Origin of the sequence: Knoellia sp. LjRoot47 (assembly GCF_964253435.1) — a bacterium.
GTDB lineage: Bacteria > Actinomycetota > Actinomycetes > Actinomycetales > Dermatophilaceae > Knoellia.
The window spans coordinates 203,425-226,662 of record NZ_CAXUQS020000001.1; the positions used below are offsets into that span (position 1 = coordinate 203,425).

The 23,238-nt window shown below is 69.8% G+C and carries 23 protein-coding genes; 15 read left to right on the forward strand and 8 right to left on the reverse strand.

Annotated features, from left to right (window positions below; all coding sequences use genetic code 11):
- Positions 1–2 precede the first annotated feature (2 nt).
- Positions 3–1,028, reverse strand: coding sequence for a 4-hydroxy-3-methylbut-2-enyl diphosphate reductase (locus ACSQ11_RS00930; RefSeq protein WP_436002179.1), 1,026 nt, complete (start codon positions 1,026–1,028; stop codon positions 3–5).
- 91 nt (positions 1,029–1,119) lie between these two features.
- On the opposite strand from ACSQ11_RS00930, the gene xseA reads away from it, so the two are divergent.
- Positions 1,120–2,364 carry an exodeoxyribonuclease VII large subunit gene (xseA, locus tag ACSQ11_RS00935; protein WP_436002181.1) on the forward strand — a complete coding sequence of 415 codons (1,245 nt, stop codon included), beginning with the start codon at positions 1,120–1,122 and terminating at the stop codon, positions 2,362–2,364.
- Positions 2,365–2,374: 10 nt separating this feature from the next.
- Positions 2,375–2,626, forward strand: coding sequence for an exodeoxyribonuclease VII small subunit (locus tag ACSQ11_RS00940; RefSeq protein ID WP_436002183.1), 252 nt, complete (start codon positions 2,375–2,377; stop codon positions 2,624–2,626).
- A gap of 9 nt (positions 2,627–2,635) precedes the next feature.
- Here the strand turns inward: ACSQ11_RS00940 and ACSQ11_RS00945 are convergent, their stop codons facing one another.
- On the reverse strand, positions 2,636–3,187 hold the full coding sequence (locus ACSQ11_RS00945; RefSeq protein ID WP_436002185.1) for a DUF4245 domain-containing protein: 552 nt from the start codon (positions 3,185–3,187) through the stop codon (positions 2,636–2,638).
- Between the two features lie 159 nt (positions 3,188–3,346).
- Here ACSQ11_RS00945 and glpX point away from each other — a divergent pair, with 159 nt between their 5' ends.
- The 5 genes from glpX to ACSQ11_RS00970 all read left to right on the forward strand — a co-directional run bounded on the left by glpX (position 3,347) and on the right by ACSQ11_RS00970 (position 8,461).
- Positions 3,347–4,345: a class II fructose-bisphosphatase gene (gene glpX, locus ACSQ11_RS00950; protein ID WP_436002187.1), complete on the forward strand. Its 999-nt coding sequence runs from the start codon at positions 3,347–3,349 to the stop codon at positions 4,343–4,345.
- Between the two features lies 1 nt (position 4,346).
- The gene (locus tag ACSQ11_RS00955) at positions 4,347–5,285 is read left to right on the forward strand and encodes a PfkB family carbohydrate kinase (RefSeq protein ID WP_436002189.1); all 939 of its coding nucleotides are present in this window, start codon (positions 4,347–4,349) and stop codon (positions 5,283–5,285) included.
- An 8-nt stretch (positions 5,286–5,293) separates the two neighbouring features.
- The gene (locus tag ACSQ11_RS00960; RefSeq protein WP_436002191.1) at positions 5,294–7,009 is read left to right on the forward strand and encodes a fumarate hydratase; all 1,716 of its coding nucleotides are present in this window, start codon (positions 5,294–5,296) and stop codon (positions 7,007–7,009) included.
- Positions 7,006–7,521, forward strand: coding sequence for a beta-class carbonic anhydrase (locus tag ACSQ11_RS00965; RefSeq protein WP_436002193.1), 516 nt, complete (start codon positions 7,006–7,008; stop codon positions 7,519–7,521). The genes ACSQ11_RS00960 and ACSQ11_RS00965 overlap by 4 nt, the downstream gene beginning before the upstream one ends.
- Before the next feature lie 85 nt (positions 7,522–7,606).
- On the forward strand, positions 7,607–8,461 hold the full coding sequence (locus tag ACSQ11_RS00970) for an MOSC domain-containing protein (RefSeq protein ID WP_436002195.1): 855 nt from the start codon (positions 7,607–7,609) through the stop codon (positions 8,459–8,461).
- A 24-nt stretch (positions 8,462–8,485) separates the two neighbouring features.
- Here ACSQ11_RS00970 and ACSQ11_RS00975 read toward each other — a convergent pair whose 3' ends face one another.
- Both ACSQ11_RS00975 and ACSQ11_RS00980 read right to left on the reverse strand, forming a co-directional pair.
- On the reverse strand, positions 8,486–9,136 hold the full coding sequence (locus ACSQ11_RS00975) for an NAD(P)H-binding protein (RefSeq protein WP_436002197.1): 651 nt from the start codon (positions 9,134–9,136) through the stop codon (positions 8,486–8,488).
- A gap of 2 nt (positions 9,137–9,138) precedes the next feature.
- Positions 9,139–9,567: an organic hydroperoxide resistance protein gene (locus ACSQ11_RS00980; protein ID WP_147064833.1), complete on the reverse strand. Its 429-nt coding sequence runs from the start codon at positions 9,565–9,567 to the stop codon at positions 9,139–9,141.
- Between the two features lie 45 nt (positions 9,568–9,612).
- On the opposite strand from ACSQ11_RS00980, the gene ACSQ11_RS00985 reads away from it, so the two are divergent.
- The 4 genes from ACSQ11_RS00985 to ACSQ11_RS01000 all read left to right on the forward strand — a co-directional run bounded on the left by ACSQ11_RS00985 (position 9,613) and on the right by ACSQ11_RS01000 (position 13,729).
- The gene (locus ACSQ11_RS00985) at positions 9,613–10,971 is read left to right on the forward strand and encodes a GH1 family beta-glucosidase (protein WP_436002199.1); all 1,359 of its coding nucleotides are present in this window, start codon (positions 9,613–9,615) and stop codon (positions 10,969–10,971) included.
- A gap of 139 nt (positions 10,972–11,110) precedes the next feature.
- Entirely contained in the window at positions 11,111–11,944 is an 834-nt protein-coding gene (locus ACSQ11_RS00990; protein ID WP_436002201.1) for a transporter substrate-binding domain-containing protein, read from the forward strand.
- 94 nt (positions 11,945–12,038) lie between these two features.
- A complete protein-coding gene (locus tag ACSQ11_RS00995; protein WP_436002203.1) occupies positions 12,039–12,866 on the forward strand; it encodes an amino acid ABC transporter permease in 828 nt (275 codons plus the stop codon).
- 2 nt (positions 12,867–12,868) lie between these two features.
- Entirely contained in the window at positions 12,869–13,729 is an 861-nt protein-coding gene (locus ACSQ11_RS01000) for an amino acid ABC transporter ATP-binding protein (protein ID WP_436002205.1), read from the forward strand.
- 101 nt (positions 13,730–13,830) lie between these two features.
- On the opposite strand, the gene glmM is transcribed toward ACSQ11_RS01000, so the two are convergent.
- The 3 genes from glmM to rplM form a co-directional block, all read right to left on the reverse strand.
- Positions 13,831–15,177: a phosphoglucosamine mutase gene (glmM, locus tag ACSQ11_RS01005; RefSeq protein WP_436002207.1), complete on the reverse strand. Its 1,347-nt coding sequence runs from the start codon at positions 15,175–15,177 to the stop codon at positions 13,831–13,833.
- Positions 15,178–15,333: 156 nt separating this feature from the next.
- Positions 15,334–15,855: a 30S ribosomal protein S9 gene (gene rpsI, locus ACSQ11_RS01010; protein WP_436002209.1), complete on the reverse strand. Its 522-nt coding sequence runs from the start codon at positions 15,853–15,855 to the stop codon at positions 15,334–15,336.
- Entirely contained in the window at positions 15,855–16,298 is a 444-nt protein-coding gene (gene rplM, locus ACSQ11_RS01015; protein ID WP_436002211.1) for a 50S ribosomal protein L13, read from the reverse strand. The genes rpsI and rplM overlap by 1 nt, the downstream gene beginning before the upstream one ends.
- 279 nt (positions 16,299–16,577) lie before the next feature.
- On the opposite strand from rplM, the gene ACSQ11_RS01020 reads away from it, so the two are divergent.
- The 3 genes from ACSQ11_RS01020 to ACSQ11_RS01030 are packed head-to-tail and all read left to right on the forward strand — an operon-like array spanning position 16,578 to position 19,105.
- On the forward strand, positions 16,578–17,189 hold the full coding sequence (locus ACSQ11_RS01020; RefSeq protein ID WP_436002213.1) for an ArsR/SmtB family transcription factor: 612 nt from the start codon (positions 16,578–16,580) through the stop codon (positions 17,187–17,189).
- A complete protein-coding gene (locus ACSQ11_RS01025) occupies positions 17,186–18,475 on the forward strand; it encodes an MFS transporter (RefSeq protein ID WP_436002215.1) in 1,290 nt (429 codons plus the stop codon). Before ACSQ11_RS01020 ends, ACSQ11_RS01025 begins: the two co-directional genes overlap by 4 nt.
- Positions 18,476–18,508: 33 nt before the next feature.
- A complete protein-coding gene (locus tag ACSQ11_RS01030; RefSeq protein WP_436002217.1) occupies positions 18,509–19,105 on the forward strand; it encodes a dihydrofolate reductase family protein in 597 nt (198 codons plus the stop codon).
- Between the two features lie 158 nt (positions 19,106–19,263).
- Here ACSQ11_RS01030 and ACSQ11_RS01035 read toward each other — a convergent pair whose 3' ends face one another.
- On the reverse strand, positions 19,264–22,368 hold the full coding sequence (locus tag ACSQ11_RS01035) for an alpha-amylase family glycosyl hydrolase (protein ID WP_436002219.1): 3,105 nt from the start codon (positions 22,366–22,368) through the stop codon (positions 19,264–19,266).
- 196 nt (positions 22,369–22,564) lie between these two features.
- Here ACSQ11_RS01035 and ACSQ11_RS01040 point away from each other — a divergent pair, with 196 nt between their 5' ends.
- Positions 22,565–23,227, forward strand: coding sequence for an LmeA family phospholipid-binding protein (locus ACSQ11_RS01040; RefSeq protein ID WP_436002221.1), 663 nt, complete (start codon positions 22,565–22,567; stop codon positions 23,225–23,227).
- Positions 23,228–23,238 lie beyond the last annotated feature (11 nt).

Sequence of the window (23,238 nt, forward strand, 5' to 3'; positions counted from 1 at the left end):
GGTCAGTGCAGCGAGCCGGCCTCGGCGAACGAGCCGTCGTGGCGCATCTTGTCGGACATGCCCGCGGCCTTGAGGTCGCGACGGATCTCGTTGGGCAGCGAGAACATGAGCGACTCCTCCGCCGCGACGACGGGTTTGACGTCCTCGAAGCCGTGCTCGACGAGGAAGTCGAGGACCCCGCGCACGAGGATCTCGGGGACCGATGCTCCCGACGTGACGCCGACGGTGCGGACGCCGTCGAGCCAGGTCTCGTCGATCTCCTCGGCGTAGTCGACGAGGTGGCCGGCCTTGGAGCCGTGCTCGAGCGCGACCTCGACGAGTCGCACCGAGTTCGAGGAGTTGCGCGAGCCGACGACGATCATGAGGTCGCAGTCCGGGGCCATGTGCTTGACCGCGAGCTGGCGGTTCTGGGTGGCGTAGCAGATGTCGTCGCTGGGCGGGTCCTGCAGCTGCGGGAACTTCTCGCGCAGGCGCCGCACGGTCTCCATGGTCTCGTCGACCGAGAGCGTCGTCTGGGAGAGCCACACGACCTTGTCGGGGTCGCGCACCTCGACGTTGTCGACGTCGTCGGGGCCGTCGACGAGGGTGATGTGCTCGGGCGCCTCGCCCGCGGTGCCGACGACCTCTTCGTGCCCCTCGTGGCCGATGAGGAGGATGTCGTAGTCGTCGCTGGCGAAGCGCACGGCCTCGCGGTGGACCTTGGTGACCAGCGGGCAGGTGGCGTCGATCGTCTTGAGGCCGAGCGCCTTGGCCTCCTCGTGGACGACCGGGGCGACGCCGTGCGCGGAGAAGATCACGGTCGCACCCTCGGGGATTTCGTCGGTCTCCTCGACGAAGATCGCGCCGCGCTTCTCGAGGGTCGTCACGACGTGCTTGTTGTGGACGATCTCCTTGCGGACGTAGACCGGTGCGCCGTAGAGGTCGAGCGCCTTCTCGACCGTGACGACGGCCCGGTCGACCCCGGCGCAGTAGCCGCGGGGCGCGGCCAGGAGGACGCGCTTGGTGGCCTGGTCAGTCGTGGCGGTCATGTCCCCCATCGTACGGGCGGACCTCAACGCTCCCTGTATGCCGGCCCCGCTGGGTCGCTGCGCTGACACCGCCCGCTCCTAGAGTGTGCGCGTGAGCGAACCCGCCCAGCGACCAGCCCTCCCGGAGCGCGCCGCCGACACGACGGCCGAGTCGCCGTGGCCGGTGCGGTTGCTGTCGATGAAGATCGCCGACTACGTCGAGAAGATGTCGGTCGTCTGGGTCGAGGGACAGGTCATCCAGCTCAACCGCCGACCGGGGGCGCGGACGGCCTACCTCACGCTGCGCGACGCCGACGTCGACATGTCGCTCTCGGTCTCCATCCACGTCAACGCCCTCGACGCGATGGCGGCCCCGGTCACCGAGGGCGCCCGCGTGGTCGTCCAGGCCAAGCCGTCCTTCTGGACCCAGCGCGGCACGCTGACCATGGACGGACGCCAGATCCGACCCGTCGGCGTCGGCGAGCTGCTCGCGCGGATCGAGTACCTCAAGCGCAACCTCGCCAGCGAGGGCCTGTTCGACGCCGACCGCAAGCGTCCCCTGCCCTTCCTCCCCCGACGCATCGGCCTCATCTGCGGCCGGGCGAGCGCCGCCGAGAAGGACGTCGTCGAGAACTCCCGCCGGCGCTGGCCGACCGCGCGCTTCGAGATCCGCCAGGTCGCGGTGCAGGGCGCGACCGCCGTCACCGAGGTGACCCAGGCACTCGGCGAGCTGGACGGCATACCGGATGTCGACGTCATCGTCATCGCGCGCGGCGGCGGCAACGTCGAGGACCTCCTGCCCTTCAGCAACGAGGCGATGCTGCGCGCGGTCGCTGCAGCGCGCACCCCCGTCGTCAGCGCGATCGGGCACGACGTCGACACCCCGCTGCTCGACCTCGTGGCCGACCACCGCGCCTCGACCCCGACCGACGCGGCCAAGGCGATCGTCCCCGACGCCGAGCGCGAGCACCAGGCCGTCGACACCGCCCGGTCGCGGTCGCGCCGGGCGGTCCAGGCCCGGCTCCACCACGAGCGACGGCGTCTCGTCGAGCTGCGCTCGCGCCCCGTGCTCGCCGACCCGGGCGCCTTCGTGCGCGTGCAGCGCGAGGTCGTCACGGCACTCCGCTCGCGGGCCCGGCACCGGGTCGAGGCGCAGGTGCACCGCCACCAGGACGGCATCGGACACCTGCGGGCACAGGTCCGCACGCTGTCGCCGCAGTCGACGCTCGACCGGGGCTACGCGATCGTGCAACGGGTCGACGGGTCCGTCGTGCACGACCCCACCGACCTCGAGGTCGACGAGCTGCTCCACGTCACGGTCGCGCGCGGCGACTTCGGCGTCCGGACCGAGGGTTAGGGTGCTCGACATGGCCAAGGACACCCCGCAGCCCGAGACGGTCGACGCCGAAGGCGCCGCCCCGGCCGCTGACGACGCCAACGCCGACGTGGCGCAGATGAGCTACGAGGCCGCGCGCGACGAGCTCGTCGACATCGTGGCCCGCCTCGAGAACGGCCAGGTCGGGCTCGAGGACAGCATGGGCCTCTGGCAGCGCGGCGAGGCGCTCGCCGCGCACTGTGCGCAGTGGCTCGACGAGGCCGAGGCGAAGCTCAGCGACTGAGCGCGGCGCTCACTTGACCGGGCCGAGGTGCTCAGCCACGAAGACCATCTCCTCGAAGGACCCGGTGCCGGTGAGCAGGGTGGTGAGCTCGCCCGGTTCGGTCCGGCGGTTGACGAGGCTGTTCTGGACCTTGCCGCCACGCTCGTACTTGACCCACGTCAGGCCGGCCGCCTGGAGCTCGCCGATCCGGCGGGCCCGGTTGGTCTGGGCCTCGACCCACGTGCGGGTCGCGTCGCGGGTCTGCTCGACGGCCACGTAGTTGCCCGACGGCGCCTGGTAGCCCGCGTGCCACGTCATGAGCCCGTCGGTGCCCTTGACGTAGCGGGCACTCGTCGTCTTCCAGTCGGCGGGCAGGTCGACGGCCTCCGAGATGGGCCACCCGCTCTGCTGCTTGACCTCGAGCGCCGTGCCGTGGACGTCGACGACGGGGCCGCCGAGGGTGTTGACGCGCGGCGTCATGAACCAGATGAGGGCCATGAGCGCGCCGATGACGACGAGGGAACGCACCATGTTGGGGGTGGACCCCATGGAGTAGCGGCTCTTGGTCGGCGTCTGGCTCACCCCTCCATGGTCGCTGATGACCGTCGGTTTCCCTATATCGGGTCGGCGATAGAGTCGGGGCCGCAGGTTCACGCACCCCCGAAGCACCCTCTTCGCGTCCCACGCGTCCCGGACCAGACGGGCGCCCCCGCCGCGCCCGTCAAGGAAGACAGGTTCCCCATGCCCGACGTCCCGTCCTCGAACGTCCCCGACCGCAACCTCGCGCTCGAGCTCGTCCGGGTCACCGAGGCCGCCGCGATGGCAGGCGGCCGCTGGGTCGGCAGGGGTGACAAGAACCGCGCCGACGGCGCCGCCGTCGAGGCGATGCGCGCGCTCATCTCCACCGTCGAGATGCGGGGCACCGTCGTCATCGGCGAGGGCGAGAAGGACAACGCGCCGATGCTCTTCAACGGCGAGAAGGTCGGCGACGGCACCGGGCCCGAGGTCGACGTCGCGGTCGACCCGATCGACGGCACGACCCTCACCGCCAAGGGCATGCCCAACGCCATCGCCGTCATGGCGGTGAGCGACCGCGGCTCGATGTACGACCCGAGCGCCGTGTTCTACATGGACAAGCTCGTCGCCGGTCCCGAGGTCGCCGACGTCGTCGACATCCGCCTCCCCGCTGCCGAGAACGTCCGCCGCATCGCGAAGGCCAAGAAGCAGCAGCCCGAGGACGTCACCGTCGTCATGCTCGACCGCCCGCGCCACGACACGCTCGCCCAGGAGGTCCGCGACAGCGGCGCCCGGATCAAGCTCATCTCCGACGGCGACGTCGCCGGCGCGATCTCGGCGGCCCGCGAGACCACCGGAATCGACCTCCTGCTCGGCGTCGGCGGCACCCCCGAGGGCATCATCACCGCCTGCGCCATCAAGTGCCTCGGGGGTGTCATCCAGGGTCGGCTCTGGCCGCAGGACGACGACGAGCGGCAGAAGGCCATCGACGCCGGCCACGACCTCGACAAGGTCCTCACCACCGACGACCTCGTGACGAGCGACAACTGCTTCTTCGTCGGCACGGGGATCACCGACGGCGAGCTGCTCCAGGGCGTGCGCTACTCCCGGGGCCGCGCCACGACGAACTCGATCGTCATGCGCAGCAAGTCCGGCACCGTGCGCGTCATCGAGAGCCATCACGTGCTCGACCGGACGGCAGGCCTCCCGCGGAGCGAGGGCTGACATGAGCGAGAGCGCCGTGACCACCGGCCCCCGCGTCCTCGTCGTCGGCGAGACGCTGGTCGACATCGTCCACACGCCCGACGGCTCCGTCGCCGAGCACGTGGGCGGCTCCCCCGCCAACGTCGCCATGGGCATCGCCCGGCTCGGGCACGAGACCGTCCTCGCCACGACCCTCGGCGACGACGACCACGGCACCCGCTGCCGCGAGCAGATCACCGACCACGGCGTCACCATCGAGAACCTCGACGCAGGTGGTCACGGGACCTCCACCGCCAAGGCCACGCTCGACGACTCCGGCGCGGCCGAGTACGACTTCGACCTGCACTGGGAGCTGCGCCCCGTCAGCGACCTCGGCCGCTTCGGCCACGTGCACACGGGGTCGATCGCCGCGACCCTGCTGCCCGGCGCCGAGGTCATCACGCAGACCCTCAGCGACGCCCGTGAGCACGCGACCATCTCCTACGACCCCAACGTCCGCCCGACGATCATGGGCTCGGTCGACGAGGTCCGCGTCCGGATCGAGGAGCTCATCACGGTGAGCGACGTCGTCAAGGCGAGCGAGGACGACGTCGAGTGGCTGTATGCCGGCCGCTCACTTCCCGAGGTCATGGCCGCGTGGGGTGGGCTGGGCCCCGGACTGGTCGTCATCACTCGGGGCGGCGACGGCGTGACCTACCGCGTGAGCTCCACCGGCGACGTCGCCGAGGCACCCGCACGTGTCGACCGGGTCGCCGACACCGTGGGCGCCGGAGACTCCTTCATGGCCGGTCTCGTCTCGGGCCTGCTCGATGCCGGCCTGCTCGGTGACGCCGGCGCCCGCGAGCGCCTCCGGGCCGCCGCCCTCGATGCCGTCGCCCCCGCGGTCGACCGAGCCATGGGGACGAGCGCCGTCACCGTTGGCCGCTCCGGCGCCTACGCCCCCACCCGCGAGGAGATCTGAAGGACACCATGGCTGACTTCGCCTACGAGGACCTGCTGCCGATCGGCAGTGACGACACGGCATACCGGCTCCTGACCACCGAGGGCGTCGAGGTCGTCGACGGGCCCGGAGGACGCCAGTTCCTCCAGGTCGCGCCCGAGGCGCTGCGCCTGCTCAGCGAGACCGCGATGCACGACATCGCGCACTACCTGCGCCCGGCCCACCTCCAGCAGCTGCGCACCATCCTCGACGACCCCGAGGCGAGCAACAACGACAAGTTCGTCGCACTCGACCTGCTCAAGAATGCCAACATCGCGGCCGGGGGTGTCCTGCCGATGTGCCAGGACACGGGCACGGCGATCGTCATGGGCAAGCGCGGCCAGCACGTGCTCACCGACGGCGTCGACGAGCGCGCCCTCTCGCGCGGCATCTACGACGCCTACACGACGCTCAACCTGCGCTACTCGCAGATGGCGCCCGTGACGACCTGGGAGGAGAAGAACACCGGCTCCAACCTCCCGGCCCAGATCGAGCTCTACGCCGACACCGCCCCCGGGCACGAGACGGCATACAAGTTCCTCTTCATGGCCAAGGGCGGCGGCAGCGCCAACAAGTCGTTCCTCTTCCAGGAGACCAAGGCCGTCCTCAACGAGACCGCGATGATGCGCTTCCTCGACGAGAAGCTGCGCGGCCTCGGCACGGCGGCCTGCCCGCCCTACCACCTCGCCATCGTCATCGGCGGCACGAGCGCCGAGTTCGCCCTCAAGACAGCGAAGTACGCAAGCGCCAAGTACCTCGACACCCTCCCCACGAGCGGCGACTCGGCCACCGGGCACGGCTTCCGCGACACCGAGCTCGAGGAGCAGGTGCTCGGCCTGACGCGTGAGTTCGGCATCGGCGCCCAGTTCGGCGGCAAGTACTTCTGCCACGACGTCCGCGTCGTCCGCCTGCCGCGCCACGGGGCCTCGCTGCCGGTCGCCATCGCCGTGTCGTGCTCGGCCGACCGCCAGGTGCTCGCCAAGATCACCCCCGAGGGCGTGTTCATCGAGCAGCTCGAGACAGACCCCGCGCGCTTCCTGCCCGACACGACGCACGCGGGCCTCGAGTCCCACGACGACGAGGCGACCGGCGCCGGGTCGACCGGCCAGGGTGCCGTGGTCGAGGTCGACCTCAACCGCCCCATGGACGAGATCCTCGCCGAGCTCACGGCCTACCCCGTCAAGACCCGGCTGTCGCTCACCGGCCCGCTCGTCGTCGCCCGCGACATCGCGCACGCCAAGATCAAGGAGCGCCTCGACGCCGGTGAGGAGATGCCCGACTACCTGCGCGACCACCCCGTCTACTACGCCGGCCCCGCGAAGACCCCCGAGGGGATGCCCTCCGGCTCGTTCGGTCCGACCACCGCGGGCCGCATGGACTCCTACGTCGAGCAGTTCCAGGCTGCCGGCGGCTCCAAGGTCATGCTCGCCAAGGGCAACCGGAGCAAGGTCGTCACCGACGCCTGCGCATCGCACGGCGGGTTCTATCTCGGGTCCATTGGTGGCCCTGCGGCCCGACTCGCCCAGGACTGCATCAAGAGCGTCGAGGTCCTCGAGTACCCCGAGCTCGGCATGGAGGCGATCTGGAAGATCGAGGTCGAGGACTTCCCGGCGTTCATCGTCGTCGACGACAAGGGCAACGACTTCTTCGCCTCCGTGACCAAGCCCCTGGCCATGACCATCCCCAAGAGAGCAGGACTGCTGTGAGCGAAAACCCCACTGCCGCAACCGAGTTCGACGACCTTCTCGACGCGAACCGGGCCTTCGCCTCGGACTTCGCGCTCGGTGGCTTCGACGGCATCGCCAAGGCCGGCGTCGCCCTCGTCACCTGCATGGACTCGCGGATCGACCCCCTCGGGATGCTCGGCCTCTCCCCCGGTGACGCCAAGATCTTCCGCAACCCGGGTGGCCGCGTCACGGCCGCCGCGCTCGAGGCGCTCGTCCTCGGCGTGCACCTGCTCAATGTGCAGCGCATCCTCGTGGTCCCGCACACCCGCTGCGCCATGACCAAGCACTCCGAGGCCGAGCTCCGCGAGGTCATCAGCGAGAAGTCCGGCACCGACGCGTCGTGGCAGGGCTTCCACGTCATCGCCGACCAGGAGGCCGCGCTCAAGGCCGACGTCATGGCCGTGCGGTCGCACCCGCTCATCCCCGACACGGTGGCAGTCGGCGGCTTCCTCTACGACGTCGACAGCGGCCTGCTCGACCGCCGCATCTAGCCTCGACTGATTGCCCTGCCGGGACGGCGAGCGCCAGCGAGCTGTCCCGGCAGGGCAATCAGTCGAGAGAGAGAAGGGGTATGCCGTGTCGTCACCTCGCGTCGTCGCGCTCAACGTGCACCCGGTCAAGAGCTGCGCCATCAGGCCGGTCGAGACCGCCACGGTCGAACGGGCCGGGTTCACCGATGACCGACGGTGGATGGTCATCGACGCGGAGTCCCGGCTCGTGTCGGCTCGCGAGCTCCACCAACTCTTCTCCGTCGTCCCCGACACCGCTCACACCGCCTCGGACGTCACCCAGGGACTGCGACTCCGGGCGCCCGGCGTCGCCGACCTCCACGTGCCGGACGTCGCGAGCGACGGTGAAGTCATCGGAGTCCGGCTGCACCGGCACGACCTCACCGGCGCCCTCGTCTCCGCCGAGGCCGATGACTGGGTGAGCACGGCGGTCGGCCAGCCCGGCCTGCGCCTCGTGCGCTGCGTCGACCCCACGGCCCGTGCCCTCAACCCGGCGTTCAGCCGCGAGGGTGACCACACGGCATACGCCGACGGTTATCCGGTGACGCTCGCGAGCCGGACGTCGCTCGCCCGGCTCAACGACTGGATCGCCGAGGCCGCGGTCGAGCGCGGCGAGAGCGTGCCCGAGCCGCTGCCGATGGCGAGGTTCCGCCCCAACGTCGTCGTCGACGGTGAGCTCGAGCCGTTCGTCGAGGACTCGTGGGCACGGGTGCGGCTGGGCGAGGTGACCTTCCGGGTCGCCAAGCCCGTCGACCGCTGCGTCATGACGACCATCGACCTCGACTCGCTCGCGACCGGCAAGGAGCCGATCCGCACCCTGGCCCGGCACCGTCGCTGGGACGGCGCCACGTGGTTCGCCGTCCAGCTCGTCCCCGACGGCACCGGGGTGGTGCGCGTCGGGGACGACGTGACGCCCGGCTGAGCCGGTCGCGACGCGCGACCTGCGTCAGACGAGGGCGTCGAGCGCCTCGGCGACCGGGGTGTCACCGTTGTTGAAGCGGATCGTCCGGCCGGCGAGGTGGGGGTGGTCGACGACGTGCGCGATGACCGCTGCCACGTCGTCGCGCGTCACCTCGCCGCTGTCCGCGACGTCGACCTCGATGCGACCGGTGCCGGCCGAGTCGCTCAGGGTGCTCGGGCCGAGGACGACCCAGCGCAGGTCCGAGCCACGCAGGTGCTCGTCGGCCGCTGCCTTGGCCTCGGCGTAGGCGAAGAACGGGTTGTCCTGCGGCACCCCGTGATCCGGCTTCGCGCCGAAGTACGAGACCATGACATAGAGGGGGTCGCCGATGGTCGCAGCGGCCTCCATCGAGCGCACCGCGGCCTCGTGGTCGACGGCGCGGGTGCGCTCGGCAGAGCCACCCCCGGCACCGGCCGACCACACGACGACGTCGGCGCCCGCGAGCGCGTCAGCCATCTCCTCGCTCGTCATGTGCTCGGCGTCGTGCACCGCAGCGGTGGCCCCGGTCGCCTCGACGTCGGCGGCATGGTCGGGGTTGCGCACCCACGACGTGACCTCGTGCCCGGCACCGGCGAGGAGGCGAGAGGCGCGCAGGGCGACCTTGCCGTGCCCACCGATGATCGTCACGGCGGCCACGGTCAGGACCCCCGGACCGTGACGGTGACGTCGATGTTGCCGCGCGTGGCCTTCGAGTACGGACAGGCCTGGTGGGCGGCGTTGACGAGCTCCTGGGCCGTGTCGTCGTCGACGCCGGGGATGACCGCCTCGAGGGCCACCGCGAGGCCGACGCCGGAGTCGGTGCGGCCCAGGGTGACGCTGGCGGTCACCGTGGACTCGCTGACGTCGAGGCCCTCGCTCGCGGCGACGCTGATGAGGGCGTTGCCGAAGCACGCGGCGTACCCGGCGGCGAAGAGGGTCTCGGGGTTGGCCTTGGGATTGGACTTGCTCCCGGGCTTGCCGAGGACGAGGTCGATGACGCCGTCCTCGCTCGTGACGTGTCCCTGCCTGCCACCCTTGGCAGTGGCCGCGGTGACGTAGAGGGGGGTGGTGATCGCTTCATGGGGCATGGGAACACCCTGCCCCACAAAGGACGGCCGGACTAGGTTGGGTCCATGACGTTCGACACGAGGTTCCCCGACGGATTCCTGTGGGGCGCGGCGACCGCCTCCTTCCAGATCGAGGGGTCGACGACCGCCGACGGTCGCAGCCCGTCCATCTGGGACACCTTCTGCGAGATCGAGGGCAAGGTCGTCAACAAGGACACGGGTGACCCGGCGTGCGACCACTACCGCCGCATGCCGCAGGACGTCGTCCTCATGAAAGAGCTCGGCCTCGACGCCTACCGCTTCTCGGTGGCATGGCCCCGCGTCATCCCCACCGGCACCGGGGCCGTCAACCCCGCGGGGATCGACTTCTACTCGCGCCTCGTGGACGACCTGCTGGAGCACGACATCCGGCCGTTCGTCACGCTCTACCACTGGGACCTCCCGCAGGTGCTCGACGACCGCGGCGGATGGCTCAACCGCGACATCAAGGACTGGTTCGCCGAGTACACCCAGACCGTCGTCAGCCACCTCGGCGACCGCGTCACCAACTGGACGACGCTCAACGAGCCGTGGTGCTCCTCGCTCCTCAGCTACTCGCTCGGCCACCACGCACCCGGACACACGGACCCGGTCGAAGGGCTCGTCGCGGCCCACCACCTCATGCTCGCCCACGGCACCGCGGTCCCGGTGATCCGCGAGAACTGCCCCGGGGCCGAGGTGTCGATCACCCTCAACCCCACCCAGGTCTACGGCCCCGACGACGCGACGGACGCTGACGCCGACGCGGTCCGCCGCGCCGACAACGCCCTCAACGGCATCTTCTTCGGGCCGCTCTTCCACGGCGCCTACCCGCAGTCGCTGCTCGACGACACCGCACACCTCACCGACCACGCCTGGATCCACGACGGCGACCTCGAGGTCATCAGCGCCAAGCTCGACAACCTCGGCGTCAACAACTACTTCCCCACGCGGGTCAAGGCGACCGAGGGCGCCGTCCACCCCCTCCCCGGGGGCGATGGCGTCGAGGAGACCGACCCGCACCCGCCGCTCACCGACATGGGCTGGGAGATCTCCCCGCAGGGGCACCACGACATCCTCATGCGCTCGGCGCAGGAGTGCGGGCTGCCCATCTACATCACCGAGAACGGCTCGGCCTGGCCCGACGAGGTGAGCGAGGACGGCGCGGTCCACGACCCGGACCGGACGGCATACCTGCACGGCCACCTCGACGCCGTGAAGCGGGCCATCGACGACGGCGCCGACATCCGCGGCTACTTCGCGTGGTCGCTCATGGACAACTTCGAGTGGGCGTTCGGCTACAGCAAGCGCTTCGGCATCGTCCACGTCGACTACGACACCCAGAAGCGCACGGTCAAGGACTCCGGCCACGAGTACGCCCGGATCATCGCCACCCACCACGGCTGAGCCGCGTCACACGGTCGCAACACAGGTCACGATTTCGGCCCTGAGACGGGAAATACGGTCGTATGCCGTGTGCCGCTGGGTAGGGTCGGCGCCAGTCGGTCGTGGGTCGACCACGCCAACACCTCAACAAGGAGTACCCGTGAGCACCTCACGCCCCCGCCGGGTCGGCGCCTTCGCCGCAGCGGCCCTCATCTCCGTTCTCGGCCTCGCCGCCTGTGGGTCCGACGACGGTGACGGCGACGCAGCCGCCACCAACGCCAGCGGCGTCTCGACCATCACCCAGGGCAAGCTCAAGGCCTGCACGCACCTCTCCTACAAGCCGTTCGAGCACAAGGAGGGCGCCAAGGTCGTCGGCTTCGACGTCGACCTCATGGACCTCGTCGCCAAGAAGCTCGGGCTCGAGCAGGAGGTCGTCGACATCGAGTTCGCGACGATCACCTCCGGTGCTGCCTTCGCAGCCAAGAAGTGCGACGCCGCCTACGGCGCGACGACGATCACCGACGAGCGCAAGAAGGCCGTCCTGTTCTCCGACCCGTACTTCGAGGCCACCCAGGCGCTCATCGTCAAGAAGGACTCGGGGATCACCGACCTCGCCGGCCTCAAGGGCAAGAAGCTCGGTGTCCAGACCGACACCACCGGTCAGAGCTACGCCGAGGACAACAAGGGCGCCAACGGCTACACCCCCGTCGTGTTCGAGGACCTGCCGACGCAGCTCGCGGGTGTCCTGTCCGGTCGCGTCGAAGGCGCCATCAACGACAACGGCCCCCTGTTCGACTACGTCAAGGACAACCCGACGACCGCGGTCGTCAAGGAGTTCGAGACCGGCGAGAAGTACGGCCTCATGTTCAAGCTCAACGACCCCAACGGCCAGAAGCTGGCCGACGCGGCCAACGAGGCCCTCAAGGCCGCGCAGGCCGACGGCACCTACAACACGATCTACAAGAAGTGGTTCGGAGTCGACGCACCGAAGTGACCCTTCCACGACGTCGGGGGCGGCGGTACGGTTTCGACCGGCCGCCGCCCCTCGGCGTTGCGGTCCATGACCCCTCAGGTCGGCAGGAGAACTCATGAGCAGCACCAGCACCACGGAAGCCCCACCGAAGAAGAAACTGTCCCCTCGCAAGCGCGCACAGCGGAGGCGGTGGGCGCAGTACGCCCTCCTGGCAGTCGTCGTCATCGTCTTCGTGCTCACGGCGGACTGGGCCCAGATCCAGAGCGTCTTCTTCCGCACCGACCTCATCAAGGCGACCCTGACCGAGGGGATCGGCAACGCCCTCAAGAACACCGTGGTCTACACCGCCGGCGCGTTCCTCATCGGACTGCTGCTCGGCACGGTGCTCGCGCTCATGCGGCTGTCCTCCGTCGCGCCGTACCGCTGGATCGCGACGGTGTGGATCGAGTTCTTCCGAGGGCTGCCGGCCATCGTCGTCTTCATCGCCTTCAGCCTGCTGCCGCTCGCGTTCGCCGGACTCGTCATCCCGTTCGACCCGTACGGCACCGTCTGGGTCGCCCTCGGCTTGGTCGCCTCCGCCTACATGGCCGAGACGATCCGCGCCGGCATCCAGGCCGTCCCCCCGGGCCAGATCGAGGCCGCCCGGTCCCTGGGTATGCCGGCCGGTGCCGCGACGCGCAAGATCGTCCTTCCGCAGGCGTTCCGGATCATCACCCCTCCCCTGACCAACGAGGTCATCCTGCTCGTCAAGGACTCCTCGCTCGTCTACGTCCTGGGACTCGCGGCGACCGGGTACGAGCTCACCAAGTACGGCCGCGACCTCTCGAGCTCCAACGTCAACCTCACCCCCCTCGTGGTGGCCGGGTTCTGCTACCTGATCATCACGCTGCCGCTGTCATACCTCGTGCGCCGCATGGAAGCCCGCCAGAAGAAGGAGCGCTGAGCATGACCACGTCAGCCACCCGGACGGGTTCACCCGTCGTCGAGGTCACCGACCTCCACAAGTCCTTCGGGACCAACCACGTCCTCCAGGGCCTCAACGCCACGATCGCGCAGGGCGAGGTCGTCTGCGTCATCGGCCCGTCGGGGTCGGGCAAGTCGACCTTCCTGCGCTGCATCAACCTGCTCGAGGAGCCGACGAGCGGCTCGATCAAGGTCGGTGGGGACGAGGTCACCGACCCGGACTGCGACATCGACGCGATCCGTCGCAACATGGGGATGGTCTTCCAGCAGTTCAACCTCTTCCCCCACTTGTCGGTGCTCGCCAACTGCACCGTCGCGCAGACGACCGTGCTCAAGCGGGGCAAGGAGGAGGCCGAGGCCAAGGCCCGCGAGAACCTCGAGAAGGTCGGGCTCTCGGAGAAGGCCGACGCCTATCCGGCGCAGCTCTCGGGTGGCCAGCAGCAGCGCGTGGCCATCGCCCGCGCGCTGTCGATGGACCCGCAGCTCATGCTCTTCGACGAGCCCACGTCGGCCCTCGACCCCGAGCTCGTCGGCGACGTCCTCTCCGTGATGCGCCGGCTCGCGAGCGAGGGCATGACGATGTTCGTCGTCACCCACGAGATGGCGTTCGCCCGTGAGGTCGCCGACCGGGTGATCTTCATGGACGGCGGCAACATCGTCGAGGAGGGCGCCCCCAGCCAGGTCATCGGCGACCCGCAGGAGGAACGCACCCGCGTCTTCCTCCAGCGCGTGCTCGACCCGACGCACGTCGACCCGGGAGCCGAGGACACGGCATACGCCAAGCGCCACGAAGCGGGCGCGAGCGCGCCGCACACCGACCCCACGGTCGAGAACCACCACTGATCCCAGCTTGTGCTCCCCATGGGGAAACCTTGAGGGGCCGGACGGAACATTTCCGTCCGGCCCCTCAAGGTTTCCTCCCCAGGAGCACAAGCTGAGGCGCGTCAGAGGGCGAGGCGCTCCTTGACGACGCTCACGAGGCGGTCGGCGACGGCCTTGGCCTCGTCGGCGGTGGCCGCCTCGACCATGACGCGCACGACCGGCTCGGTGCCCGACTTGCGCAGCAGCACGCGACCGGAGCCGTCGAGTCGCGCGGTCTCCTCGGCGACGGCCGCCTGCACACCCTCGTCGGTCTCGACGCGGGCCTTGTCGACGCCCTTGACATTGATGAGCTCCTGCGGGAGCCGGCTCATGACGGTGCCGAGCTCGGCGATCGTCTTGCCGGTGGCGGCCATGCGGGCGGCGAGCATGAGGCCGGTGAGGACGCCGTCGCCGGTGGTCCCGTGCTCGAGCAGGATGACGTGGCCGGACTGCTCTCCGCCGAGTGTGTGGGCTGAGGCCCGCATCTCCTCGAGGACGTAGCGGTCACCCACCCCGGTCTGCTTGACCTTGATCCCCTCACGCTCCATGGCGTGGAGGAGGCCGAGGTTGCTCATGACCGTCGCGACGAGGGTGTCGTCGTGCAGGGCGCCGCGCGACTTCATGTCGACGGCGAGGATCCCCATGATCTGGTCGCCGTCGATCTCGTTGCCGTCGGCGTCGACGGCGAGGCAGCGGTCGGCGTCGCCGTCGTGGGCGATCCCGATGTCGGCGCCACGCTTGACGACGGCGTCCTTGAGGTGCTGGAGGTGAGTCGAGCCGTAGCCGTCGTTGATGTTGAGGCCGTCGGGCTCGGTGCCGATCTCGAAGACGTCGGCGCCGGCGAGGCGGAAGACCTCCGGCGAGACGGACGAGGCCGCGCCGTGGGCGCCGTCGATGACGACCGTCAACCCGTCGAGCCGGTTGGGCAGGGCCTCGAGCAGGTGGGCGACGTAGCGCGCCTGGCCCGCGCGGTTCTGGAGGACCCGGCCGACCTGGGCGCCGGTGGGCCGCTCCCAGTCCTTGCCGAGACCGGCCTCGATCTCGTCCTCGACGGCGTCGGGCAGCTTGTGCCCGCCGGACGCGAAGAACTTGATGCCGTTGTCCGGCATGGCGTTGTGCGACGCCGAGAGCATGACCCCGAAGTGGGCGTCCATGTCGGCGGTGAGGAACGCGACGGCGGGCGTCGGGAGCACCCCGACGTCGTGGACGTCGACACCGGCGGAGGCGAGACCGGCGATCACGGCGGCCCCGAGGAACTCACCCGAGGCACGTGGGTCGCGCCCGACGACAGCCTTGGGCTTGCGGCCCGACTCGCGCGCCTCGCGCCCGAGCACGTGCGCCGCCGACACGGCGAGCTGCAGTGCGAGGTCGGCGGTGATGTCGACGTTGGCGAGCCCCCGGACTCCGTCGGTCCCGAACAGTCGTGACATACGTGTGCCGTGCCTTTCGTGGTTCTGTCGTGAGTGCAGGTGGCGGCGCTCCGGAAGAGGCCGACGAGACAACCTATCCCCCGCACGCCGAAGGCGGCATCCCGTGAGGGATGCCGCCTTCGGTGCAGGGAGCCCCACGAGGGGCTGCGGCTGCGATCAGCGCTTGCTGTACTGGGGCGCCTTGCGGGCCTTCTTGAGACCAGCCTTCTTGCGCTCGGGGACGCGGGCGTCACGGGTGAGGAAGCCGGCCTTCTTGAGCGCCGGACGGTTCAGCTCCTCGTCGACCCCGTTGAGCGAGCGGGCGACACCGAGACGGACGGCACCGGCCTGGCCGGAGGGGCCACCACCGTGCACGCGGACGAGCACGTCGTAGGCGCCGTCGAGCTCGAGGACCTTGAGCGGCTCGTTGACGATCTGCTGGTGGACCTTGTTGGGGAAGTAGGCCTCGAGGGTGCGGCCGTTGATCTTCCACTCACCGGTGCCGGGGACGATGCGCACGCGGGCGACGGCCTGCTTGCGACGACCGGTCGCGGCGCCGGGGGCGGACGCGGACGGACGACGGGCCGGCTCGCCGGCGACCTCACCGGAGGACTCCGAGGTGTACTCGGAGATCTCCTGGTCGTCGGCGTCGGTGCCGAACTCGGCCTCGGTCACGTCGAGGTTGGTGTTCTCGGTCATTACTGGGCCACCTGGGTGATCTCGAAGGGCTTGGGCTGCTGGGCAGCGTGGGGGTGCTCGGAGCCGGTGTAGACCTTGAGCTTCGTCAGCTGCTGACGGCCGAGGGAGGTGCGGGGAAGCATGCCGCGGATGGCCTTCTCGACGGCCTTCTCCGGGAACTTGTCGAGCATCTCGACGTAGGTGCGGCTCTTGAGACCACCCGGGAAGCCGGAGTGGCGGTAGGCCTTCTTCTGCTCCGCCTTGGCGCCGGTGAGGGCGACCTTGTCGGCGTTGATGATGATGACGAAGTCACCGGTGTCGACGTGGGGGGCGAAGATCGCCTTGTGCTTGCCGCGCAGGAGGGTCGCAGCCTGGCTGGCGAGGCGACCGAGCACGACGTCGGTGGCGTCGATGACGTGCCACTGCCGCGTGATGTCGCCCGGCTTCGGGGTGAAGGTACGCACGATGTTGCCTAACGTGTGAATGGAACGGGAGGACCTGTCGGTCCCGTCGAGAGACGCAACCGCAGGGGTATGCCGTGTGCTCCCGCCAGGGTTCTCACCTCTCGGGCCACCCTGGGAAGGGCGCACGGCACAACAGTCCTCAAGTTTACGGAGAACCCGCCCCGCACCCAAATCCCCCCAACCACACCCCGAAACCAGGCCTGACCTGCACAAACACACTCTGCCACACGGCATACACAATAGTTGTGCAAACAGACTGTGCAGAGGTATTGTGCACGCATGGCCCCCGACATCCCGCTGCACCCGGACCACCTCACCGGCATCCGCCTCGACGCCGCATCGCTCAAGGTGCTCGCCCACCCGCTCCGCTCGAGACTGCTCTCCACGCTCCGGCGCAGCGGCCCCGCCACGGCGACCGACCTCGCCACCGCCCTCGGCACCAACACCGGCGCGACGAGCTACCACCTCCGCAAGCTCGAGTCGGTCGGCCTCGTCGCCGACACCGGCGACGGCGAGGGCAAGCGCCGCCTGTGGCGCGCCGCCACCGAGAGCCACCAGTTCGAGCCGAGCGACTTCGCCGGCGACGAGGACTCCGAGACCGCGCTCAACTGGCTCGTGCGCGACTACACCCGGCACTTCGCCGAGCAGTTCGAGAAGTGGCTCGACGTCGAGGCCGCCTGGCCGGCATCGTGGCGCGACGCCGCCGGGATGAACGACTCCTACGTCATCGCCACACCCGCCCAGCTGCAGGAGATGAAGGCCGAGATCGACGACGTCGTCGACCGCTACCGCCGGGTCGGCCAGGGCAACCCGGCCGCGCGCCGACTCGCCGTCTACAACGTCACCTACCCGCTCGACCTCGACCGCATCCCGCGAGGTGAGGACGCATGACCACCACCCTGTCCCCCACGGCGGCCCGCCGCGTCTTCTACCTCCTGTCGACGACACGCTGGCTGCCGGTCGGCTTCGTCGTCGGGATCTTCGCCCTCGTGGCCCGCGAGCGCGGGCTGTCGGTCGAGCAGATCACGCTCTACATGACCGCGCAGGGGATCATGGTCTTCCTGCTCGAGCTGCCGACGAGCGGCTTCGCCGACGTCCTCGGTCGCAAGCCCGTCCTCCTCGCCGCGGGCGTCATCAACATCGTCGCGGGCTTCGCCTACCTCTTCGCGCAGTCGTTCTGGACGTTCGCCCTCGCGGCCGGGCTCATGGGCGTCTACCGCGCGCTCGACTCCGGTCCGCTGGAAGCCTGGTACGTCGACACCGTCCACGAGCGCCAGCCGGGGGCCGACGTCCACGGCGCCATGTCGATCCAGGGAGTCCTCGTCGGTGTCGGCATGGGCGGTGGCGCGCTCGTCTCCGGCGCCCTCGTGGCGTGGCACCCCTTCAAGGAGTCCAGCGCCCTGCTCCTGCCGATCCAGGTCTTCGTCGCGCTGTGCGTCGTGCACCTCGTCGCCACCCTTGCCCTCCTGCGCGAGTCGCCCCGAGGCGAGGGCCGCCTGGGCGCCCGCCTCGGGTCCTCGGTGCGCGAGACACCGGGCGTCATCCGCGACGGGCTCCTCCTGCTCCGGACCAACACCGTCCTGCGCAACCTCGTCCTCGTCGAGCTCTTCTGGGTGGTCGGGATGATGGCCTACGAGACGCTCATGCCCCTGCGTCTGGCCGAGCTCCTCGGGTCCGAGGCGCGGGCCGGTGTGTGGATGGGACCGGCGGCCGCAGGTGGCTGGGCGCTGTTCTCGTTCGGCTCGTGGCTGGGTGGGCGTCTGGCGGACCGCCTCGGGCTGGTGCGGGCGGCCATCGTCGGCCGGGTCGTCAACGGGCTGGGCGTCGTCGCCATGGGCCTCACCCTCGGCCCCGCCGCGCTCCTCGTCGCCTACCTCTTCACCTACACGATGCACGGTGCCGCCAGCCCTGCCTACACGGGCCTGCTGCACCGCGAGGCCTCGTCGCGGAACCGCGCGACGATCCTGTCGATGAGCTCGCTCGTCATGCAGGCCGGTGGCGCGCTCACCGGACCGCTCCTGGGCGTGCTCGCCGCTCGCACCTCGATCGGCACGGCGATGGTCGTGGCCGGTGTCGTGAGCACGATCGGCTTCGTGTGCTTCCTCCCGGCCCGGCGTCGCGAGCGCCAGCAGCGCTCCGCAGTCGAGAATGCAGGAGTCGCCCCCTCCCAGGGCTGACCGTCCGAGCAGCCACGACCCGAGGAGCACGGCGTGCGCAAGGTCATCGTCAGCGAGATCCTCTCCCTCGAGGGCCACTTCACCGGGCCCGGTGGGGACGTCTCGGTCATGCCGTTCGACGCGGGATTCAGCGAGAGCAACGCCGCGCTGCTCCGGGGTGCGGACACCGTGCTCCTCGGCCGCACGACGTTCCTCGGGTTCCGGGACTACTGGCCCGGGGTGAGGTACGACCCGGGCCAGCCCGAGCTCGAGCGCGAGATCTCGAGGCTCAACTGGACCGTGGACAAGGTCGTCGTGTCCGACACGCTCACCGCCGCAGACACCGAGCCGTGGTCCGAGACCACCCGGATCGTCCCGCGCGCCGAGGCGCACGACGTCGTCTCCGCGCTCCGGGCGGGCGACGGCGGCGACGTCGTCGTCTTCGGCAGCCACGTGCTGTGGAACGACCTGCTCGAGCACGGACTCGTCGACGAGCTGGTGCTCATGGTCGGCCCTGGTCTCGTCGGAGCCGGTGGCGTCCCCGCGTTCACGGCGACGCAGCCCGCGCGGCTGCGGTTGCTCGATGTGCAGCGCCCTGACGGCTCCGACCTCGTCCGTCTCCGGTATGCCGTCGACTCAGCTCAGCCCTGAGCGGACCCGCGCCCGCACGGATCCAGCCCCCGCCTCAACTTTTGCTCCTGGGGAGGAAAGGTTGAGGGTCCGGACGGAAAGTTTCCGTCCGGACCCTCAAGGTTCCCTCATGGGGAGCAAAAGCTGGGGTGGGCGACACCCTCAGCCCGTGGTGGGTGTCAGGGGGCGACGACGGCGCTCGTCACCGTGGTGCGGTGGGTCGCCGAGTCGTAGACGAAGTTCGTCCGCGCCCCGTCGGCCGGGACCGTGAGCGTGATGGGCGCGCCACCGGGTGCACCGCCGTCGCCGTAGGTCTCGGTCATCGAGCGGTCGTGGGCGACCACGAACGTGTAGGTCCCCGCGGGGATCTTCGTCGTCGCCCAGGTGAAGACGCCGTCACCGTCCTTGTCCTGCAGCCACGGGCGCATACACGTGGCGCTGTTGTCCGCCGGGCAGCCGAGCTCGGACTGGAAGGTGCCGGGCGTCGTGATGATCTCGGTCTCCTCGTCCGAGGTCGCCCAGTGCGTCGTCGGGTCGTAGAAGAACGTCACGGTGCCGTCCGCCGTCTCGAACGAGATGTTCGGACCCTCTCGCACGCCCTTCTCGCCGTAGTTCTCGGTCCACGACTTGTTGATCGTCGCCTTGTACGAGTACGGCCCGGCGGGCAGGGTGAACGCCTTCTTCCAGATCTTGTCGGCCGGGTCGAGGGCCAGCTGCGAGGTGTCGCACAGCTCGTCCCAGTCCTTGCTGCAGCCCATCTCGGAGTTGTGCGTGCCGGTCGTGCCGACGGTCGAGGGCTGGGTCGCCGGCGAGTCACCGATCTCCCCTTCCGTCGAGCCGCCCGTCTTCGGCGCCACGACCGAGGCCCAGGAACCACTCGCCGCGACCCGTCCAGCCGCGTCCTTGACGACCGCGCGGTACTCGAGGACCGAGCCCAACGGCATACCCGCCACGTCGTGGAAGACGCGGAAGGGAGCGTTGTCGTCGGTCCCGATGGTCCGCCACAGCTTCGTGCCGACGGGACGGTAGAGGAACGTGGTCTGGGCGAAGGTGCTCGCGGAGACGTCGGCCGAGACCTCGGCACGGTCGGCGACCGTGTGGTCGGCGCCGGTCGAGACCGTGACCGTCGGCGCGGCACCCGCGGTCGAGATCGGTTTGTTGGCGCGCCAGATGCTCACCGACAGCGGCGGCACGTTGACGGTGATCGAGCCGTCGGCAGCCGCCTTCACCGCGCGCCTGGCCCCGGACACCGGCGTGAACACCACGCCCTTGCCCTTGCTCCAGGTCGGGATGGTCGCCCGCGACGTCTTGGTGGCGTTGTTGGCGGCCACGACGTACTCGACCTTCTGCTTCGCGTCGATCCGGGAGACGGCGAAGATGCCGGCACCGGCAGCCACGAAGCGCTGGACCTGCGCACCGTCCGCGAGCGCCGGGTGCTTGGCACGCACCGCGGACAGGTCGCGGATGTGGGTGTAGAGCGGGTGGGTCGTCGAGAAGCGGTCGCGCGAGCCCTCGGGCCCGGCGAGGACGTCCTCGGTGTTGTAGACGTCGACCTTGCTCGCGAACATGTCCTCGCGGGCGAGCTGGTCACCGCCGGTGCCGATGAAGCCCTGCTCGTCGCCGTAGTAGGTCACCGGGTTGCCGCGCGTCGCGAACATCAGCGACTCGGCGAACTTCACCCGGGCGAGGTGCTCGGCCTCGCTCGTGGTGCCGTCCTTGAGGAACATCGCGACGCGGCCCATGTCGTGGTTCCCGAGGAACGTCGGCAGCTGGTAGGCGTTGCTGTCGGGGTCGGTGTACCAGTCGTCCTTGCCGAAGAAGTCGGCGAGGACGTTCGCGGGCTTGCCCTTGGCGAAGTCGACGCCCTGCTGCTGGAACCCGAAGTCGAGCGTGGCCTGGAGCTTGCCGCGGGTCGTGTACTCCGACATCACCGCCGGGTTGCCGTCGTAGACCTCGCCGAACGCGAAGAAGTCGTCGTTCTTGACCGCCTTGGCCTCGCCGAGGATCGCCGGGACGAACTTCTGCCAGAACTCGAGGTTGACGTGCTTGACGGTGTCGATGCGGAAGCCGTCGATGCCGAAGTCGACCCACTTCTTGTAGATGTCGCCCATGCCGTCGACGACCTCGGGGCGCTCGGTGAAGAGGTCGTCGAGGCCGATGAAGTCACCGTACGTCGAGGACTCGCCGGCGAAGGTCGAGTCGCCCCGGTTGTGGTACATCAGCGGGTCGTTGAGCCACGCCGGCGTCTTGGCCTTCTCGTCACCGGGGTGGAGGAACGGCGTGTACGGGAACGACGTGGCGGGGTTCATCGCCGGGAACGCCTTGTTGACGTAGTCGCGGTCATCGAACGCCTTGCCCGTCGCGTCCTTGTACGGGTAGTTCTTCTTGGAGCGGTAGGTGTACTGCCCCTCCTTGTAGTCGATGACGTCGGCCGTGTGGTTGGTGATGATGTCGAAGAAGACCTTCATCCCCTTCTTGTGCGCGGCCGCGATGAGCGCCTTCATCTCCTCGTTGGTGCCGAGGTGGGGGTCGATCTGGGTGAAGTCGGTGATCCAGTAGCCGTGGTAGCCCGCGCTCTCCTCGCCCGGCTTGCCCTGGACCGGCTTGTTCTTGAAGCTCGGCGTGAGCCAGATCGCCGTCGTGCCCATGCCCTTGATGTAGTCGAGCTTGTTCATGACGCCCTTGAGGTCGCCACCGTGGTAGAAGCCCTTGTGCGTCGGGTCGAAGCCGGTCGTGAGCGGACCACCGGTGAGCCCACCGCGGTCGTTGTCGGTGCGGCCGTTGGCGAACCGGTCGGCCATGAGGAAGTAGAACCGCTCCCGCGTGAGCGGCGAGCGCAGCGAGCTCTGGGCGAGGGCGGCGTCCGCGGAGGTCGTGCCGCCGGAGAGGTTCTTGGGCGTGACGCTGACGACGTGGGTCGTGTGGTCGTAGGTGAACTCCAGCGTCGCCGGACCCTCGAGCACGAGCGGGATGTTGGGGCCGTTGAACACTCCCCCGGCGCCGTAGTTCGTGTCCCACGAGTCGTTGAGCGCGACCTTGTACTCGTAGGTCCCGGCCGGGACCGTGAACGTCTTCGTGTATGCCGTCGTGTCACCGACCCGGGCCAGCTCCGACGCCGCGCACTCGGGCTTCCAGTCGTCGGCGCAGCCGATCTCGGACTGGAGCGAGCCGACGAGGGCGACGGAGACCGTCTCCGCCGAGGCGGGGACCGACACCCCCAGGGCTGGGACCAGGGCGACAGCGGCACCCGCTGCGACGGCATACAGACGGCGTGGACTGGGCATCGTTGCTCCTCCGGGCTGTCCCGCGGCACCGACGGTGGCGCTCGCGGCTGAAACGTCTGCGGTGGAGGCTAGCTGCGTAAACGTTTTACATGTAGCCCCCTGATGACCCGTTCTGTCCGGTCGCGGTGGCCCGGCAGCGTCAGCGACCACGTGACCCGCGATCCCCGGACCGTCGGGTGCGGGCAGGATGGGCGTCGTGAAGCAGTTCCTCCTCGGTGCGGTGACCATGCTCGTGGCGCTCGTCGTCGCTGCGCTCGCCCTCGTCTGGTCGGTGGGGAGTCCGGGGACCGGCACCGACGTGCCCGTGCCCTCGGCATCGCCCTCCACGGGGCCGACGTCGCCGAGCGACCTCCGCGACGGCGAGACCTGGCTCGGGGACGTTCGCCTCACGAGCAGCCAGGTCGTCACGGGCGACGGTGGGCTCACGGACGTCACGGCCGTCGGTTCTGGTGTGACGCTCACTGGCGACGGGCTCCGCGCCTCGCGGCTCGACATCGACGCCTCGATCCCGTTCACGACCGCCGCGTCACAGATCGGAGGCGGCGTCACCCTCTTCGCCGCGGGCGACGGTCTCGCCGGCCTGAGCCGCCGGGTCAGCGTCCTCGGCCAGGACGTCGAGGTCCGAGCGGCCGGTGTCGTGCGCGCCCAGGGCGGCCAGCTCGTCATCGAGCCGCGGACGATCGACCTCGACGGGCCCGACTGGCTCGACACGGCGGCCTCATCGATCGTGCGGCGGCTCGTGACCATCCGGCACACCATCGAGGGCGTGCCCGAGGGCATGGCGTTGACGTCGGTCTCGGTGCAGCCCAACGGGTTCCGCGCTCATTTGCGGGGCGCCGAGGTCGCCGTCTCTCCCTGACGAGGTGCTGT

What these genes read in the sequence shown, in the direction of transcription:
- ACSQ11_RS00955 (WP_436002189.1), top strand. Translation starts at nt 4,347, where the DNA reads ATGAGCGAGAGCGCCGTGACCACCGGCCCCCGCGTCCTCGTCGTCGGC.
- ACSQ11_RS00985 (WP_436002199.1), top strand. Translation starts at nt 9,613, where the DNA reads ATGACGTTCGACACGAGGTTCCCCGACGGATTCCTGTGGGGCGCGGCG.
- ACSQ11_RS01020 (WP_436002213.1), top strand. Translation starts at nt 16,578, where the DNA reads ATGGCCCCCGACATCCCGCTGCACCCGGACCACCTCACCGGCATCCGC.
- ACSQ11_RS01025 (WP_436002215.1), top strand. Translation starts at nt 17,186, where the DNA reads ATGACCACCACCCTGTCCCCCACGGCGGCCCGCCGCGTCTTCTACCTC.
- glmM (WP_436002207.1), bottom strand. Translation starts at nt 15,177, where the DNA reads ATGTCACGACTGTTCGGGACCGACGGAGTCCGGGGGCTCGCCAACGTC.
- ACSQ11_RS00940 (WP_436002183.1), top strand. Translation starts at nt 2,375, where the DNA reads ATGGCCAAGGACACCCCGCAGCCCGAGACGGTCGACGCCGAAGGCGCC.
- glpX (WP_436002187.1), top strand. Translation starts at nt 3,347, where the DNA reads ATGCCCGACGTCCCGTCCTCGAACGTCCCCGACCGCAACCTCGCGCTC.
- ACSQ11_RS01035 (WP_436002219.1), bottom strand. Translation starts at nt 22,368, where the DNA reads ATGCCCAGTCCACGCCGTCTGTATGCCGTCGCAGCGGGTGCCGCTGTC.
- ACSQ11_RS00960 (WP_436002191.1), top strand. Translation starts at nt 5,294, where the DNA reads ATGGCTGACTTCGCCTACGAGGACCTGCTGCCGATCGGCAGTGACGAC.
- ACSQ11_RS01000 (WP_436002205.1), top strand. Translation starts at nt 12,869, where the DNA reads ATGACCACGTCAGCCACCCGGACGGGTTCACCCGTCGTCGAGGTCACC.
- rpsI (WP_436002209.1), bottom strand. Translation starts at nt 15,855, where the DNA reads ATGACCGAGAACACCAACCTCGACGTGACCGAGGCCGAGTTCGGCACC.
- ACSQ11_RS00995 (WP_436002203.1), top strand. Translation starts at nt 12,039, where the DNA reads ATGAGCAGCACCAGCACCACGGAAGCCCCACCGAAGAAGAAACTGTCC.
- ACSQ11_RS00930 (WP_436002179.1), bottom strand. Translation starts at nt 1,028, where the DNA reads ATGACCGCCACGACTGACCAGGCCACCAAGCGCGTCCTCCTGGCCGCG.
- ACSQ11_RS00980 (WP_147064833.1), bottom strand. Translation starts at nt 9,567, where the DNA reads ATGCCCCATGAAGCGATCACCACCCCCCTCTACGTCACCGCGGCCACT.